Source organism: Sphingopyxis sp. USTB-05, from assembly GCF_023822045.1.
Taxonomy (GTDB): Bacteria; Pseudomonadota; Alphaproteobacteria; order Sphingomonadales; family Sphingomonadaceae; genus Sphingopyxis.
This window is the reverse complement of sequence record NZ_CP084712.1, coordinates 571,913-588,600: the sequence shown is the minus strand read 5'-3', so window position 1 is coordinate 588,600 and position 16,688 is coordinate 571,913. Positions and strand designations below refer to the sequence as shown.

The window sequence follows — 16,688 nt, the reverse complement described above, 5'->3', positions numbered from 1 at the left end:
ATATGGATCAAACCATGCATGACGGGAAGGCTGGGCGATCGCCCGCGATCGGTTACAAGGGTCGGTGGATCGGAGGGATTTGCGCGATGGAAATGGCTTGGCTTGAGGATTTCGGCGCGCTGATCCGCGCGGGCAATTTCTCGCGCGCCGCGGCTGCGCGCTGTGTGACACAGCCCGCGTTCAGCCGCCGTATCCGCTCGCTCGAGGATTGGCTGGGGGTCGAACTCGTCGATCGCAGCACGCACCAGATGATCCTGACCCCCGCGGGCAAACGCTTCGCCGCGATCGCCGAAACCGTCTTGCGCGACATCGAACATGGTCGGCGCGAGGTGCAGGAGATCGCCGGAACCTCGGCCTCGACGGTCAAGATTCTCGTCACCCACGCGCTTGCGCTGAACTTCTTCCCCCAGTGGCTCGCCCAGCTTCAGGCCATGATGGACGCCGCAATCCCGATCCAGCTTAATGCCGACAATATGAGCGCATCCGAACAGATCATGCTCAACGGCAAGGCGCATTTCTGCCTCTGCTATTTCCACGCCGGCGCCCCGTCGGTTCTCGACGGCGCCGGCTTCCAATCGATTTCGCTTGGCACCGACGCCCTGGTCCCAGTCAGCGCCCCCCGCGAAGAAGGCACGGCGCCGCTCCATCCGCTGGTCGGCGAAGGGGGCGGTCCGGTCAGCCTGCTCGCTTATGGCGCGGAATCGGGCATGGACCGCATCGTGTCTGCGGTGCTGGGCGCCAGCGCAACGCCGACCAGTTTCACGCCGGTCTTTACCTCGCACACGCTGGTGCTCGCGCGCATGGCAAAGGATGGCAAGGGGTTGGCCTGGCTTCCGCTCAGCATCGTCGCCGACGATCTTGCAAAGGGCGCGCTGGTCCGCGCCGGGGACGATCGCTGGGACATCGCCGTCGATGTGCGCCTCTATCGGCCGCGCGGCCGGCAATCGCCCTCTGCCGAGACGTTCTGGCGGCTGGCGGCGGCATAGGAGCGCCGCCATGGCCGGCGCGCCAAGATGCTTACGCTGCGGCATAATTCCATCCACAACAGGCATTGGCCGACGCCGTCATATCCCTGTTAGTCGCGGTTCGACACAAGGGCGCCGCCCGGATCCGGGTGCCCGGTTCCCGGCCGGCGAAACGGGATTCGGAACTCAGCCTATGAAACAGATCGCCCCTATCGAAGCCGTCGTCTTCGACCTTCTGACGGCCCTGCTCGATTCCTGGTCGCTCTGGAACGGCGCTGCGGGATCAGCCGCAGACGGGCTGCGCTGGCGTCGGGCCTATCTGGCACTGACCTATGGCTGCGGCGCCTATCGCCCCTATGAGGATCTAGTGCGTGAAGCCGCGATCGAGGCCGGGATCGCGCCTTCCGCCGCCGACGCGCTGACGGCGCACTGGAACACGCTCCAGCCCTGGCCCGAAGTTCCCCGCGTGCTCGGGGCGCTCAGCGCGCGCGGCATCCGGCTCGGCGTCGTCACTAACTGTTCGACCCTGCTGGGGCGGCAGGCGGCCGGTCGTGTCGGCGTCCCCTTCTCGGTTGTCGTTACCTCCGAGGAGACGGGCTATTACAAGCCGCATCCGCAACCGTATCGTGCGGCGCTCGAGCGGCTGGGCGCCGATCCTGCGCGCACCTTGTTCGTCGCGGGGTCGCCCGCCGACATTCCAGGCGCTGCGGGGGTCGGCATGCCCGTTTTCTGGCACAACCGGGCGGGCCTGCCGTTCGTCGCCGATACCGCGCGGCCCCTTTTGATCGCGGATACGCTCGATCCGCTGATGGAGCTGGTATGATAAAACAAGCGGAGATGTTCGAGGGGTTGGATACGCCCCGGCTTATCCTCGATGCCGCGCGGCTAAACCGCAACGCCGAACGGATGCGCGCGCGCTGCGCGGACCTCGGCGTCATACTCCGCCCGCACCTCAAAACCGCCAAGTCGACCGACGTCGCGCGCATGGCGGCCGATGGCGAACAGGGGCCGATTACCGTCTCGACGCTGGCCGAGGCCGAATATTTCGCAGCCGCTGGCTGGCGCGACATCCTCTATTCGACCGCGATCGCGCCTGCGAAACTCGCCCGCGCCGACCGCATCCAGCGCGAAACGGGCGCACGACTGCTGTTCGTTGTCGACGACCGCAAAGCCGCCGCGCTGATCGGACAGGCTGCGGCCGCGCTCGACGCGCGCTTCGGCATTTTGATCGAGGTCGACTGCGGCGAGCATCGCAGCGGCGTCGAGCCCGCATCGGCAGCGCTTCTCACGATCGCCGAGGCCATCGCCGCCTCCGCGCCAAATCTCGAGTTGATGGGCATCATGTCGCACGCGGGTCATTCCTATGCCTTCGCCGAGCCCGAACCCGTCAGCGCGCTGGCCGAGGTCGAACGTCTCGCCGCGGTATCGTCGGCCGACTATCTGCGCGACCGCGGCCATCCCTGCCCCATCGTCAGCATCGGTTCGACGCCGACAGTCCTGTTCGCTGAACATCTGGCGGGCGTGACCGAGGTGCGCGCCGGAATCTATCTGTTCCACGATCTGGCCCAGCTCTCGCGCGGCGTGTGCACGCCAGACGACATCGCCGTCTCGGTTCTCGCAACGGTGATCGGGCATCAGCACAACGGACCCAGCCTGATCCTTGACGCGGGCGCGCTCGCGCTGTCGAAGGATATCGGCGCCAATCGCTTCATGCCCGAAGCCGGCTATGGCCTCGTCTGCGACGCCGTGACGCTCGAACAGCTCGGATCACTTGCGGTCACCGTCGTGCATCAGGAACATGGCAGCGTAACGGTCCCCGACGAAAGCTGGTTCGATCGCCTGCCCATCGGCAGCCTCGTTCGCATCCTTCCAAACCACGCCTGCCTGACCTGCGCCGCTTATGCGTCCTACGATGTCCTGCAGGGCGGCGAGATAGTCGCGCAATGGCCGCGCACCGGCGGCTGGTGACACAATCCGGAGATAGAAGATGACCAAAAAGCTGACCGAAATACGCTGCGCCGATGCCCCGCCACCGGGCGGGCACTACGCGCAGGCCGTCCTCCACCGCGATACGCTCCATGTGTCGGGGCAACTCGGCGTGACGGGAGACACCCCCGACGCCGACACCGTCCCGATCGCCGATCAGGTGGCCTTCGCGCTCGGCAATATCGAAGCGATCGCCGGCGTCGTCGGCGCGGCGAAAGAGGATGTCATCCGCTGTACTCTTTACGTGACCGACGTCGCGCATTGGGGCGAGGTCAACGGCGCCTACGCCAACTTCTTCGGCACCCATCGCCCAGCCCGCTCGATCGTCCCCAGCGGCCCACTTCACTTCGGCGCTCTGGTCGAGATCGAGGCGGTGGTCGCAGTGGGCTGACTACAGTTTTCCTGATATATCGTTCATATCAATGATGACATCTCCCTCGGTGACATAGCGAACATGAAGGGCAGAGGATGGCCGTTTTCGAGCCATCTGCTCGCAGCCGCCGAGCAACAATGCGGGGCATGTTCGATCGCGGCCGGCCGGGATCGCGGTTACCCGACATACAATCCTATCCGGTCCGGACCAAAGCCCTGCAAAGCGCGAGATGGACAGCATCCCCTGCAAATCGCTGATTTAGAATAACGAATGCAGGCGCAACGCGCGAGCGACGCACATGTCCGTTCAAGGCGGATGACGGCCAACCCGCCCATTTCACCGCAAATGCTCCAATCCGGACACGGCTGCGCGGGACTTTTGTGGAAAGGACACTTAGCATGTCATCAACAGACATATCTCGGAAATTGAACTGCAATGACATACAGTCATTTGCAGTATTTAGTGATTCAACACTGATTTGATGACAATATATCCCGAGTTGACACAAATATATTGTTAACATGTCTTCTATACATTTTGCGCATCAGGAAGATCTTGTTCCGGATTCTTACTCTGGAATAAATCAGCAGGGGATGCGCCCGATGAATAACGCCTATAAATCCGCTCTGACTGCAGGCACTATGATTGCGGCTGCGGTTCTCGCTCCTTCCGCTCACGCCGATATTACGGGCACTATCAACGCAACGATCACGCTCGAAGCCGGCTGCATCATCAATGGGCAGAATCTCGACGACGGCGCGAGCGGTGCCGACTTCGGCACCGTCGACTTCGGCACCGAGAACACCCTCTTTGTGCAGAGCGACGCCGAGGTGCTTAACGGCGGCGGTGCGCTTTCGATCCAGTGCAGCCCCGGCATCGCGCCCATCCTCTCGTTCGAAGCCGGCGAGAATGATGGCGAAGGCGCCGGCACGGGCCTGCGGGCCATGGCCCATTCCTCGACCGCCGGACAGTTTGTGACCTATAACCTTTATTCGGATTCGAGCCGCACGACGCTCATTCCAATCGGCGGCGACATTGTTCTAGCCTCTACCGGCGCGGCGCAGACCATCAATATCTACGGCCGCGCCTTTGGCGAAGCCGGATTGGTCGCCGGAACCTACAGCGACACAATCACCGTCGTTCTCGAACTTTAGGACACGAACCCTCAGCCCGGCGCTAAGACTGGCATGGCCCTACCCATGACGGACTCTCTGGAACAAATGCGCCGGGCGCTGGCCGCCCTCCTCGTTTTGGTCGCGAGCGGGGGCGGCCTCTCTTTTCCGGCGCAGGCCGAAACAAACGCCGATTTCGATGTTACCGCGCGGATCGAACCCGGCTGCCTCATTGATGGCCTTGCACCCGGCGTCAATGCCGGCGCTATCGGGACGCTTGACTTCGGGGAAGACTCCAGCCTTTCGACCGCGACCCATAATGCGACGACGACAGCATCGCAGGCCATCCGCCTGCGATGCACCCCTGGCGTCAGCCTGATGATGAGCATCGACGGCGGCACCCACCTCGCCTCGGGTGCTCGCCACCTCCAACGCGGTGGAGATATCGGCTCACGGGTAGCCTACCGCCTCTGTCGCGATGCCGGGTGCACACAACCGATCCCGATAGCCGGCACCAGCGGCGTCACCGTCACGGCGGCGAACGCGAACGATGTCCGCTTGCCCGTTTATGCAACCCTTACGCTCCCCGGGAACAGAATTCCAGGTGTCTACGCTGACCAGCTGACGGTCACGCTCTCATGGTGAATCGGACCGTATGCATGCGCAACATCTATCTTTCGCTCGCGCTTCTAGTCGCTGCGCTCCTTCTCCTCATTATTTCGCCTTCAGCGGGAGCGCAGCAGCCAGGCTCGGTCCTCATCTGGCCGGTCAATCCCACGATCGAAGCCGACAAGAAGGCGGCCGCGCTATGGCTGGAAAATCCCGGCAAGACCCCGATAACGCTCCAAATCCGTATCTACGCGTGGGAACAGGCCGACGGCAAGAATGTCTATGCCCCTCAGGAAGCGGTCGTCGGTACACCGCCGATCGTGACCATCGCTCCCGGCACAAAGCAACTCGTCCGACTGACCCGTATGGAAGCAGCCCGTTCCAGTCCCGAAACGCCTTACCGCGTCATCGTCGATGAAGTGCCGGCACAGGCGGGATCTGACGCTGCGCCTGGCGCCGCAATCTCTTTTCGCATGCGTTACTCGATCCCGCTTTTCGTCATGGGCCCGGCTATGGGCAAGAACGTCCCCGCGCTGGAGCCGAGGCTCGCCTGGCGCGTCGTCACCGAGGGCGGCGAGCGTTTTGTCGAGATCCAGAACGACGGGACGGTGCATGCGCGGCTCACCGAGGCCGTCATCGACGGCCGCACCCCGCTCGCCGAAGGGCTGCTCGGTTATGTGCTCGCCGGCCGCACGATGCGCTGGCCGCTTGCTGCCGGCGATGCGGCCCATGCCCTTAGCGCCTCGGTGAACGGCCTCGCCGCCGCTCCGCTCAAACGAACGCCGGACTGATGCCATGGCCGGACGCCGTGCGATACGATCGCTGAGCTGTATCGCCGGGGCGGTTGCCATGACCGGAATCGCCTGCCCCTCACGCGCGACCGAAGGTCTGAACAATTTCGGCGACCTCCCGCCGCCGCCGAAGAGCGCGGGGGCGGCCCTCGACCAGCGCCTCCTTCTCGAGATCGTCGTCAACGAACGGCGCAGTGGCATCGTTGCGCCGGTGTTGCTCGCCGGAAATCGCATTCGCATCGAACTCGCCTATCTCCGCAATGCCGGGCTCCAGCTCGGCGCGCAGACCACAAGCGTCTTTGTCGACGAACTCCCTGGCATGAAAGCGACCTATGACGCTCCGTCGCAGCAATTGTGGCTGACTGCCGGGCCCGATTATTTTCCTTCCCAGCGTGTCGGTACATCCCGGCGCAAATTCGAACCCGCATCCTATGATATGGGAGCGTTGCTCAACTATGACGCCTATGTAAGCGGCGGCGGCGATCGCAAGCCGCAAGTCTCTCTCTGGCACGAGGCGCGCGTTTTCGGCGGCGCCGGAGTCATTTCCACCACCGGTGTCTTGCGCAGCGGTGCCGGCAAATCCTACGTCCGCTACGACACAAGCTGGCGCCGGTCCGACGAGGCAACCGCGGTTACATTCGAAGCCGGCGACGTCATCACCCGCACCTTGCCCTGGGCCTCGGCGGTCCGGTTGGGCGGAATCCAGGTTTCGCGGGACTTCGCGGTCCGCCCCGACATTGTCACCTATCCACTGCCTGCCTTTGCAGGTCGCGCGGCGCTTCCCTCGACAGTCGACCTTATCGTGGGCGGGCAGCGTGTCGGCGGCGGCACTGTCGACCCCGGACCGTTCGCAATCGAGAATCTGCCCCCGATCACCGGCGCTGGCGAAGCCAACATAGTCGTTACCGACCTGCATGGTCGCAGCATCTCTACCGCAATGCCCTTCTACGTATCGAGCGCGCTGCTCCGCCCGGGGCTTACCGACTTCGCGGTCGCATTGGGTGCTTTTCGCGAAAATTACGGCGTCAGGAATTTCGACTATGGCGGCGTTGCTGCCTCGGCATCGCTTCGCCATGGACTTTCTGAAGCGATCACACTCGAAGTGCGAGCCGAAATCGCCAACGACATGCAGTTAGCAGGCGGCGGCGCCGTCGTCCGCCTCGGCGCGGGCGGAGTGGTAAGCGGCTCATACAGCCGCAGCTTTCGCGGCGATACTGATGGCGGCAACGGCTCGCAATGGACTCTCGGCTACGAATATCAGGCCCGCAGCTTTTCGGTTGCGCTTCGCCACAGCCGCGAGAGCGCCGGATATGCCGACCTCGGGTTCATAGATCGAATCCGCGCGCGCGGCGCCCGCGAGATCAGCTCCGCAACGGTCAGCCTTTCGCTTGGGCCGGGCGGTACGGTCGGGCTCGGCTATTTCGCGATCCGCGAAGACGGCGGCTCCGACACGCGCCTTGCCAATGCATCGCTCTCGCTCCCGATCTGGCGCGGCAGCCGGATCAACGCCAGCGCTTCGCATGAATTCGAGGACCGGAGTTGGTCCGGCGCGCTCACCCTATCGATTCCACTCGGCGGCAACCGCGGCAATGTCGCGGGCGGGATCGCCGGTCTGCCCGGCGGCGGGTACGGTTGGCGGACCGACTATTCGCGCGCCGTCCCGAGCGAGGGAGGATGGGGCTGGAGCGCGAGCGCTGCGGGCCAGGGCGGCGACCTGGCCCTGCGCGGCGATATCGCCTGGCGTACCGATCCGATCCTGCTGCGTGGCGGCGTCTATGGCAGCGGCGACGCGACGTGGTGGGCGGGCGCAAGCGGCTCGATCGTCTTTATGGACGACAGTGTTTTTGCTGCCAATCGTGTCTCGGACGCCTTCGTCGTCGTCAGTACCGACGGCGAGGCCGGCATCCCGGTCCGGTACGAGAATCAACTCGTGGGCCACACTAATGCCGACGGCAAGCTTCTGATCCCCTGGGGCGCTGCCTATTATGCTGGCCAATATGAGATCGACACGCTCGGCCTCGACGCCAACGTCACGACGCCGGTCGTCAGCCAGCGCGTTGCGGTGGCACGCGGCAGCGGGCATGTCGTCCGCTTTCCAGTCAAGCGGACACGCTCCGCACGGCTCGTCGTCCGCGAAGAGAGCGGCGCCTTCCTTCCTGCCGGGACGGTTGCCCAAATCGGGGGCAGCCCGGCCATCGTCGGCTGGGACGGACTGCTATTCATCGAAAATCTCGACGAGGGCGCAGCCGCCGCGATTGAGATTGGCGGCCGCCGTTGCCACCTCGACCTCACGCTGCCCGCAACACCCCCGGAAGAGGACGGAACCATCATCGATATTGGGGAGCGAACATGCGTGCTGCACTGATCAAAACGGCCCTCGCTGTCTTCCTGGCTTGCCTGCCGGGAAGCGCCTTTGCCTGCACCGTCGCTGGCGCCACTACCGATCTCGGCAGCCACAGCAGCTATGTCGCCGCCGCGAGCCCCCGAACCGGCAGCGGCTCCGCAGGTCTCAGCTGTGACGTGCTTCTCGCGGTTCTGGCAGCACATTACGTCGCGCTCCGGGTCGATGCCTCAACCTTCCAGCTCTCGGGCCCCGGCGGCAGCAGCATAAGCTACCAGGCGTCGCTGACCCCGAACGGCACCGCGCTGGCCGCGGGCAATTTCGTCAACCTGTCGTCGCTGAGCATTCTCAGCCTGTTCGCCGGAACCAACAACAGCGTGCCGATTTACATCCGCACCATTCCGACGTCGGGACTGCGCGCCGGAACCTACACCGGTTATATCGATCTGCGCTGGTATTATTCGGTATGCTCACTCGGGGTTGCGGTCTGCCTCGCGCAGTCGACCAGCCCGGGCTTCAACCGCCCGCTAATCGGCCCGATCGACTGGGGAACGGGTACGCCGGTTCGCATCGCGATCGAGCTTCGGATCGCGAATGACTGCATCATTCAGGCGCCCGACGCCGACTTTGGCGTCGCTCCGCTCGCCGGCAGTTTCAATCCGGTCACGCGCACGATTCAGATACGCTGCAGTGCCGGCGCTGCCTATTCGGTTGGCCTCGACAATGGCAGCCATGCACTCGGCTCGGTACGCCGGATGCAAGGCGGCGGCGGTTATCTCGCGTACGAAATCTACAAATCGGCGACTTCGCCCGATCGCTGGGGCAGGATCGGCGCCGAGCGGCGCGCGAGCTCGACGGCCGACGTCAACGCGGGCGTTTATGATTCGACAACGGTTCAGAGCTTCACCTACCGCGCGGCGATAAATCCCGCGCAACCGACACCGTCCGCTGGCGATTACAGCGACACCATCCTGCTCGACGTCGAATTCTGACCTTCTCGGAAAACGGATGGGGAAGAGTCGCAAGAAACCGTTCGACTGCAGGCAATATGCCGCAAGCAATCAATCCATATCGGACACAAAAAGCGCCCCGAAACGGATTAAGTTGAGGGATATTTGCACCGTCACCTTCGTTGGAAAGGTGATCGACATGAGAGAGTCCAGCCTGGCGGCATTTGATATGGGAAAACGGCGCAGCGGAAGACCCGGCGATTATGAGCAGCAGGTTTCCTCGCTCATTCATCAGCTCGAGGCACTGCTTCTGGACAGACCGCGCGTCGTCCCGGTCTCCTTCGGGCCGCCTGCCAGCCAAGCACTATCGGCGGTGCACCGCTCCGATGAAGACCCGCCCGACGCGCAAAGAGATCCAAAAAGCTTTCCGCAAGGCCGCGCCGCCCAGGCGCGCGCCCTTATCCGCCAACGCCGCCTGCGCTCCGACTTCCTACCCGCCTCGCTCTTCGGCGAAGCCGCCTGGGACATGCTGCTCGATCTCTACGCCGCCCATTATGAGGGCCAGCCCGTTTCGGTATCGAGCCTCTGCATCGCATCTGCCGTTCCTTCAACGACGGCGCTCCGCGCAATCGAGGCAATGGAGCGCGACGGCAGCCTTGCTCGCGTGCCCGATCTCAAAGACAAGCGTCGCATTTTTCTTAAGATCAGCGATGCGCGTCGCGCCGAGCTCGACGCCTACTTCGATCGACTAGGCGCCTGAACGCCAGGCATGGCCCGATAGCAGCAGAATCACCGACTTGCCGACATTGACAGGCCATAGGCGTAAACGGCCGAGCCGTCCTTGCGACAGGCCTACCCCCAGACGTCGCGCGCCACGCGGACGAAATTCGCCCCCATGATCTTGTCCGCCCGCGCCTGCGAGTGCCCGCGGCTGCGCAACAATCGGGCGAGGGCGCGATATTGATCGGGGCCCTGAAGGTCGACGACGAAAAAGGGCGCATCCTCTCGCTCGCCGGGCGCGGCGATACCCTGCGCACGGCGCTGCACGATATACTGACGCTGTGCTTCCATGAATTCGGCCATATTTGGGACCGCCGACATCGGACCATCGGTGCCGATCCCGACATGATCCTCACCGCAAATCTTGATCGCATGCTCGATGTGCCGCGCGACATGCTCAGCCTTCGCGGGGCCGCTGTCGGTGAGGAATGGCATGAAGTAGATTCCCACATAACCGCCCTTCTCGGCGACCAGCCGCAATTCCTCGTCGCTTTTGTTTCGCGGCACATCGACGAGTGCCCGGCAGGCGGTGTGGGTGATCGTCACCGGCCGTGCCGAATGACGCACGGCGTCGAGGCAGGTGCGCTGCCCGCTGTGCGAAAGGTCGCACAGGATACGCCGCTCGGCGAGGCGCTCGACCACCGAGCGGCCGAAGGGTGTCAGTCCGCGATTCTCCGGTACGATCGAACCGTCACCGACGCTGGTTGCGGCATTGTAGGTGAGCTGAAAGACGCGCAGACCAAGATCGGCGAACAGGTCGACGCGTTCAACCTTGTCGCCGAGCATCGTGCTGTTCTGGCTGCCATAGATGACGCCGACCTTGCCTTCGCGCCTGGCACGAAGAATGTCGTCGGCGGTGAGGACGTGCAGCAACTTGTCGCTGCGCTGGCGGACGATCCGGTTCCAGCGCCCGATGTCGGCGACGCTATGTTCGAATGGATCGATATCGCCCGCGACATGGCCGACGGTGACGTTCACCGCCGCCATGCCGGCGGCAAGCGTGTCGCGGACCGCGCTATCGGTCACCATTTCGGGCCGTGTCTCAACGATGAGCGGTTTCGAACCGGGCGGCGGTGGCGGCGCATCGAAGCCGAACAGCGTGCCGAGCGAGTTCACGAACAGCGGATCGCCGCCACCCGATGCCGCTCCGGGTTCGCCGGCAACGGCGGCGACGGGATCCAGCGCTGCCGCCGCCACGGTTGCCGCTGCCGAGGCGAAAAGAAAATTCCTGCGGTCCTGAATCATTTCACATCTCCCATTTTCGCGGCCGCAACCGGCTTGCGCGGCTGCATGCCCGCAGCGACGAAAAGCTTGTCCGGGTCAAAAAGCACACCGTCCTTCATCACCACTTCGGTCTTCGCGATATCGGCGATGCTCACCGTCGGATCGCCCTCGACCAGCACAAGATCGGCGAGCTTGCCGACCGCAATCGATCCGAGCCGATCCTCCGCGCCGGCGACACGCGCTGCGCCGAGCGTCGCCATATGGAGCGCGTCGACCGGTGCGAGCCCTGCCTTTACATATGTGGCAAGTTCGAAGGGCATCGACACACCGGTGAGGCCGTCGGTCCCGGCCACCAGCGGAACGCCCGCACGATGAAAGCGGAGGAAGAGCTGACCGAGACGATCGAGCGACTCCCGGTATTGCGCCCGCGTCGCTTCGTCCTTGGCCATCCCGCCACCCGACACGGACCGGATTACGGTCGCGGGCATACGATCGGCGAATGCGGCGACGCTCGGAACGGGTTCGCCCGGCCGGGCAAGCAGCGTATCTTGGAAGACGCCCAGCGTCGGATCGAGCACGATACCGCGGGCGCGGACCAGCGTCACGAGATCCCGCACCTCCTTCGAATCGAGGTCGAATTCGCGACCGCGCTCGCCAAGCGCGCTGATACGCGCAGGCGTGTTTGTTTTTGCGACGACCTCATCGCCCATAAATCCCAGCAACCAGAAATTGGCGTGCGTGATCTCGTCGAAGCCAGCCTCGATCGCCTGCGTCATTGTCATCCCTGCCGGCACATGGCCGCCGACGCGCATTCCGCGCCGATGCGCGTCGTCGATGATCACCTTGGCAAGATCGGAGGGCAGCGAGCTGTAGAGCTTGACGGCGGGGAAGCCCGCATTCTTCGCCCGCGCGACCGCTGCCAACGCTTCCTCCTTCGTTCCTACGAGCAGTTCGGTCGGGCCCGCGAGGGGGTGCTTGCCATCGATCATCGCCGCCCGGAAAACGCGCGGCCCGATCAATTCGCCTTTATCCCATGCGGCGCTGCGCGCAGCGAGCTTGTCGATCTGGTTCGCAAGATCGCGCGCGCTGGTAATCCCCGAGCCCAGCGCAAGCAGGCCGCTTATATTGTCGGCGAGATGGGTGTGCATGTCGAAAAGGCCGGGAAGCAGGGTGCGCCCCTTGCCGTCGATCACCATGTCCGATCGCTCTTCGACCGTAATGTCCTTCGCCGCGCCGACCCAGATGATGCGGTTCCCGCGGACGATGACGGTCTGATGTTCGACCCGCTTGCGTTTCACCGCGTCATAGATTGCGACATCGTGAAAAGCGACGGCACCGGCGGGCTTTTGCGCGAGACTCTTCGCCTGTGCGATCTCGCGATCAGTGAGCGCCTGTTCCTGCAGCGCGATCAGCCTGTCCCCCTCGGCGCCAAGCCCCTGCCTGCGCGCCGATACCCAACTATTCCCTTCGAGGATCAGATGGCCATCGTCACCGAGCCAAACCGGGCTCGGAGCGAATGAAAGACCGTGAATGAAATAGAGCGTCGCTCTGCCGGTCGGCAGCGTCGTTTCCGTCACCCGTTCGATGCGCGCCTTTCCGCGGGGCAGCAGGTTCAGTTCGCCGCCCGGTGCCCGCAGCAAGGCGGCGGCCAGCGCGGCCGTCGCGTCGAGCGTGCCCTCGTGCGGGACATAATATCCGCCTCGTTTCGCTCCGCCCGCATCGGCGGCACTCTTCCAGCGTACGTCATCGGCGACACTCTCGAACCGCTCGTCGACTGGCGCTTTCAGATAATTCACCCCCGACGCAAAATAGGAGGTCGGCACGCCATCCGGGCCGGTTCGCTGCTCGGTCCGGAAATCGGGCCCGCGGCCGCGATCGACATATTGGAATCGGACGCGGCGGGCATCTCCCTCGGTCGCAACCGTCATTTCGCCCTTCACGGTCCCCATGATCAATATGTCATATGTGCCGTCGGCTGCGGCTGGCGTCGCGACCCATGCCGCAGACGAAGTGATGCACGCAGCGAGCAGGGCCCGGGTACGGCGAAATGAAACCATCGTTGCGCTTCCTCTTTTTCTACCTTCAGGAAGCGACAGTCTCGACCGGGTCTCATTTCTTTCATGGCATGGCAATATCGGGCCCGACGGGAGCTTCGATCGGCAGACAAGCGCACGACCTCCAGAGATATAGTCCGGCTGCGAACCACATTCTTTCAGCGCGATCGCAAAAAAATAAACCGCTGGAATTTTGCCTTCCGGAATCAAATAATTCCCGCGCCAGCTCATCTTCCCAACGAAGACAGGATCAGTCGATGGATAGCCTTGACGACCAAAAATGGACGGCGCTTGCCGCAATCTGGCAATCGCCCGCCGACGAGCCGAACATCGACGAGTTGAAACGCGCGCTCCGCCGGCGTTCGCGGAACGCAAACATCCTGTTCCTTTTCGACCTGTTGCAGGGCGCGATCCAGATCGGTCTCGGGATCATGTTGTTCGCGCGCTGGACCTGGCCCTCCAATCTCGTTGGAGTGTCGCTGCTGCTCTTCGGTATCTTCGCGCTCGCGCTCGCCATATGGACCCGCTTCGGCGCCGACGGCGGCGAGGCAGCGAGCGAGGACAATGCCCTGGCGCTGTCGATGCGTCATGCGGAGACCGGCATTCGCTGGGCCATTTCGGGATATCTTGTGATCGGCAGCGGCGTCCTGCTGTTGTTGATCCTTGGCTATGCCCACAGCCAGCCGGGCTATCAGAGCATCATACCTCTCCCCTATTGGCTCAAGGCCGGTTTCGCCGTGAGCTACCTCCTCTTCTGGCTCTGGCGCTGCACTCGCCTGCTCCGCGACAATCGCCGTCTCGCGCAGGGGCTGCGCGCGATCGAACAGGATCTCTATCCGGCGGACACCGGTGCCGGCTTACCCGACCGCGACGTCTGAGATGATGCAACGGGGCGAATTCGAAACATTGATGCGCGAGCATGGCGCCATGCTCGGCCGCATTGCCGCGAGCTACGAGGCCGATCCCGCCAAGCGCCAGGAACTTCAGCAGGATATTTTCGCATCGATATGGCGCGCGCTTCCGGGGTTCCGGGGCGAAGCTTCGCTCCGGACCTTTGTCGCCCGGATCGCGCATAATCGTGCCATCACCCATGTCGCACGCGCAGCGTCCGAACCGCGAATGAGCGAGCTCGACGACGCGCTACCCAGCGATCAACCCTCTCCGTTCGAAGATGCCGAACGCGCCGATCAACAGCGCCGGCTTCTCGATGCGGTCAGGACCTTGCCGCTCAGCCTGCGCGAGCCGGTCGTCCTCACGCTCGAGGACTTTTCGCCGCGCGAGATCGCGGAGATGCTCGCGCTCAATCCGAACATCGTCTCGATCCGCCTGACGCGCGCAAAGGCATTGCTGCGGAGCGCCCTCGACGACGGCAGTTGATCGTCAATCGCTTTCTCTGCAGTCGATCAACCGCGGTCGGCCGACAGGATAGCTTTCAAGATCGCTTCCGACCGGCGTTGGCCATAGCCCCGGCCATATGCACTCGAGGTGATGGCAACGACCATATGCCGGCATGGGATGACATAGAGCTTGTTGCCGCCATTGCCCGAGGCGAAGGAAACAGACACCGGTTCGCCGCCGATATCGTGAACCTTCGAAAACCAGAAATAGCCATAGCCATCGGCGAAGGGGTCATCGGCCGATATATGGACGCGGGGGGCAAGTGCTTCCCCGATCCAGCGCGCACTTATGATCCGGCGTCCGCGATATACGCCCTTGCCGCGCACCATCTCGCCGATGGTCGCAAAGCCGCGCAGCGTGAGCCACAGATTGCCTTGCCCTTTGGTGTACCCCGCCGCATCCGAGGCCCAGTTCCAGCGGTCGATCCCCAGCGGGGCGAATAGCGACGATTTCGCAAAATCGGACATGCTCGTCCCGGTCGCTTTCGCCACGACGATTCCCGCCGCGTAGGAGGTGACCGAATTGTAGCGATAGCGCGACCCCGGTGGATCGGCATTTGGAACCGCAAGGAGGAAGGCGGCCGGATCATCCGCCATATCGAGCTTGTCCTCATTGCCGGGCGACGCCGGATCTTCATCGAACGCGGCCAGTCCCGAACGCATGGTGAGCAGGTCGCGGATCGAAACCATCCCGATCGCGCTCGACCTGGCCTCGGGCCAATATTTCGCGACACGGTCGTCGGGGCCGCTGATCCTGCCCCCATCGATCGCGATTCCCATCACGAGCGCCGTCACGCTCTTGCCGGCTGACCTGACGTCGTGCAGCGTATCGGCCGTTTCGCCGTTAAAATAGCGTTCGGCGACCGTCCTGCCATCGCGCAGGACGATTACCCCGCGAAGATCGGGATGCTCGTCGCGATCGAACGCGACGAGCGCGTCCTGAAGCGCGGCATCCGCTTGCGGCGGTGCCGGCGAAGCCCCGCAAAGCGCAAGCGCGCCGGCAGCAACGCCGATCGACTTCACCCATATATTCAAATCCGCCTCCCTTAGCCTGGACGCTATACCGACGGCCGGAGGACCGCTGCCAGCAATCGGTGAAAATTGCCGCCGATGACGGCTTCTATTTCCTCGTCGGAATAGCCGCGCACAACCAACGCTTCGACCAGGTCGAACATACGCCGTGGATGATCGAAGCCATCGGTGTCCATCCGCTCGCGAAACGCCATGCTCGACTTGTATGACGTCCTGAGCGCTGCATTCATGGCGGGGGGCATGTCGTCATAGCCGTGCAGGTCGATATCCGAACCGACGCCAACATGCTCGATCCCGACCAGTTTGCGGACATGATCGATATGATCGACGATATGCATCACGTTGGTCGGCTCGCGCGAGCGGACGAAATTGCGCATCCCCGTCATGCCGATCACCCCGCCCTTCGCGGCGAGCTTGCGGATCGCCTCGTCGGTCTTGAGGCGGGGGTTATCGTTGAGCGAGCGGCAATTCGAATGGGTGATCGCAATCGGGCCGTCGGACATTTCGATTGCATCGAGCGTCGTCCGGTCGCCGCAATGCGACACGTCGATCAGCATGCCCGCCTGGTTCATCGCCGCAATGATTTTCACGCCGAAATCCGTAACGCCGCCATCGACCCGCTCGGTCGAACCCGCCCCGATCAGATTCTGTCGGTTATAGGTCAGCTGCGAACAGCGCTGGCCGAGGGCATAGAAGGTCGCGACATCGTCCGCGGAACGGAAATGTTCGGAATCCTGTACGCCGAGAACCACCGCGATGCGGCCGTCGCGGCGCGCCCTTTCCATCGCGGGAATATCGGTTGCCAGAAGAAACAGGTCGCTGTGACGCGCAAGAAAGCCGCTCCATCCGGCAAAATAGCGCAGCCCCTCGGCATGGGCGTTCGGTCCCGAAACGGGCAGGGCGCTGTGCAGCACATCCACCCCGCCCGCGCGAAAGGCCTTCCTTTCCTCTTCCGTCAGTGTCCAATCCCACGGGTTGACGGAAAAATCGAGGCGCAGCGGCGCGAGCATGTCGACCACAATATGGCGCTCGACCAACGCCCGCGCCCGGCGGGAATAACCCGCTGACGCAAAA

Annotated in this window: 16 protein-coding genes; 12 read left to right on the top strand and 4 right to left on the bottom strand. The window is 63.6% G+C overall.

Features of this window, described 5'->3' with window-relative positions; all coding sequences use genetic code 11:
- The first annotated feature begins 86 nt into the window (after nucleotides 1–86).
- From KEC45_RS02550 to KEC45_RS02505, 10 genes are all read left to right on the top strand, one after another.
- Complete coding sequence (locus KEC45_RS02550) at nucleotides 87–986, top strand: LysR family transcriptional regulator (protein ID WP_062186801.1); 900 nt, start codon at nucleotides 87–89, stop codon at nucleotides 984–986.
- A gap of 172 nt (nucleotides 987–1,158) precedes the next feature.
- A complete protein-coding gene (locus tag KEC45_RS02545; RefSeq protein WP_062184625.1) occupies nucleotides 1,159–1,788 on the top strand; it encodes an HAD family hydrolase in 630 nt (209 codons plus the stop codon).
- A complete protein-coding gene (locus tag KEC45_RS02540) occupies nucleotides 1,785–2,933 on the top strand; it encodes an alanine racemase (RefSeq protein ID WP_062184627.1) in 1,149 nt (382 codons plus the stop codon). The genes KEC45_RS02545 and KEC45_RS02540 overlap by 4 nt, the downstream gene beginning before the upstream one ends.
- A 19-nt stretch (nucleotides 2,934–2,952) precedes the next feature.
- Nucleotides 2,953–3,342 (top strand): RidA family protein, encoded by a 390-nt coding sequence (locus KEC45_RS02535; protein ID WP_062184630.1) that lies wholly within the window; start codon nucleotides 2,953–2,955, stop codon nucleotides 3,340–3,342.
- Nucleotides 3,343–3,926: 584 nt separating this feature from the next.
- Entirely contained in the window at nucleotides 3,927–4,478 is a 552-nt protein-coding gene (locus KEC45_RS02530; protein WP_062186803.1) for a spore coat U domain-containing protein, read from the top strand.
- Nucleotides 4,479–4,523: 45 nt separating this feature from the next.
- On the top strand, nucleotides 4,524–5,081 hold the full coding sequence (locus KEC45_RS02525) for a spore coat U domain-containing protein (RefSeq protein WP_193749202.1): 558 nt from the start codon (nucleotides 4,524–4,526) through the stop codon (nucleotides 5,079–5,081).
- 14 nt (nucleotides 5,082–5,095) lie between these two features.
- Nucleotides 5,096–5,836 (top strand): molecular chaperone, encoded by a 741-nt coding sequence (locus KEC45_RS02520; protein WP_252171465.1) that lies wholly within the window; start codon nucleotides 5,096–5,098, stop codon nucleotides 5,834–5,836.
- 58 nt (nucleotides 5,837–5,894) lie between these two features.
- A complete protein-coding gene (locus KEC45_RS02515; RefSeq protein WP_062184638.1) occupies nucleotides 5,895–8,201 on the top strand; it encodes a fimbria/pilus outer membrane usher protein in 2,307 nt (768 codons plus the stop codon).
- Nucleotides 8,186–9,169 carry a spore coat U domain-containing protein gene (locus KEC45_RS02510; protein WP_062184641.1) on the top strand — a complete coding sequence of 328 codons (984 nt, stop codon included), beginning with the start codon at nucleotides 8,186–8,188 and terminating at the stop codon, nucleotides 9,167–9,169. The genes KEC45_RS02515 and KEC45_RS02510 overlap by 16 nt, the downstream gene beginning before the upstream one ends.
- Before the next feature lie 16 nt (nucleotides 9,170–9,185).
- Nucleotides 9,186–9,887: a hypothetical protein gene (locus tag KEC45_RS02505; RefSeq protein ID WP_152682464.1), complete on the top strand. Its 702-nt coding sequence runs from the start codon at nucleotides 9,186–9,188 to the stop codon at nucleotides 9,885–9,887.
- Between the two features lie 92 nt (nucleotides 9,888–9,979).
- Here KEC45_RS02505 and KEC45_RS02500 read toward each other — a convergent pair whose 3' ends face one another.
- Nucleotides 9,980–11,152: a dipeptidase gene (locus tag KEC45_RS02500; protein ID WP_062184647.1), complete on the bottom strand. Its 1,173-nt coding sequence runs from the start codon at nucleotides 11,150–11,152 to the stop codon at nucleotides 9,980–9,982.
- Nucleotides 11,149–13,188 (bottom strand): amidohydrolase family protein, encoded by a 2,040-nt coding sequence (locus KEC45_RS02495; RefSeq protein ID WP_062184650.1) that lies wholly within the window; start codon nucleotides 13,186–13,188, stop codon nucleotides 11,149–11,151. The genes KEC45_RS02500 and KEC45_RS02495 overlap by 4 nt, the downstream gene beginning before the upstream one ends.
- A 254-nt stretch (nucleotides 13,189–13,442) precedes the next feature.
- On the opposite strand from KEC45_RS02495, the gene KEC45_RS02490 reads away from it, so the two are divergent.
- A complete protein-coding gene (locus tag KEC45_RS02490; protein ID WP_062184653.1) occupies nucleotides 13,443–14,063 on the top strand; it encodes a hypothetical protein in 621 nt (206 codons plus the stop codon).
- Between the two features lies 1 nt (nucleotide 14,064).
- Nucleotides 14,065–14,562, top strand: a complete 498-nt coding sequence (locus KEC45_RS02485) for an RNA polymerase sigma factor (protein ID WP_062184656.1) — start codon at nucleotides 14,065–14,067, stop codon at nucleotides 14,560–14,562.
- Nucleotides 14,563–14,588: 26 nt separating this feature from the next.
- Here the strand turns inward: KEC45_RS02485 and KEC45_RS02480 are convergent, their stop codons facing one another.
- Entirely contained in the window at nucleotides 14,589–15,617 is a 1,029-nt protein-coding gene (locus KEC45_RS02480) for a serine hydrolase (RefSeq protein ID WP_202966821.1), read from the bottom strand.
- A 23-nt stretch (nucleotides 15,618–15,640) separates the two neighbouring features.
- Nucleotides 15,641–16,651, bottom strand: a complete 1,011-nt coding sequence (locus KEC45_RS02475) for a dipeptidase (protein WP_238586742.1) — start codon at nucleotides 16,649–16,651, stop codon at nucleotides 15,641–15,643.
- Nucleotides 16,652–16,688 lie beyond the last annotated feature (37 nt).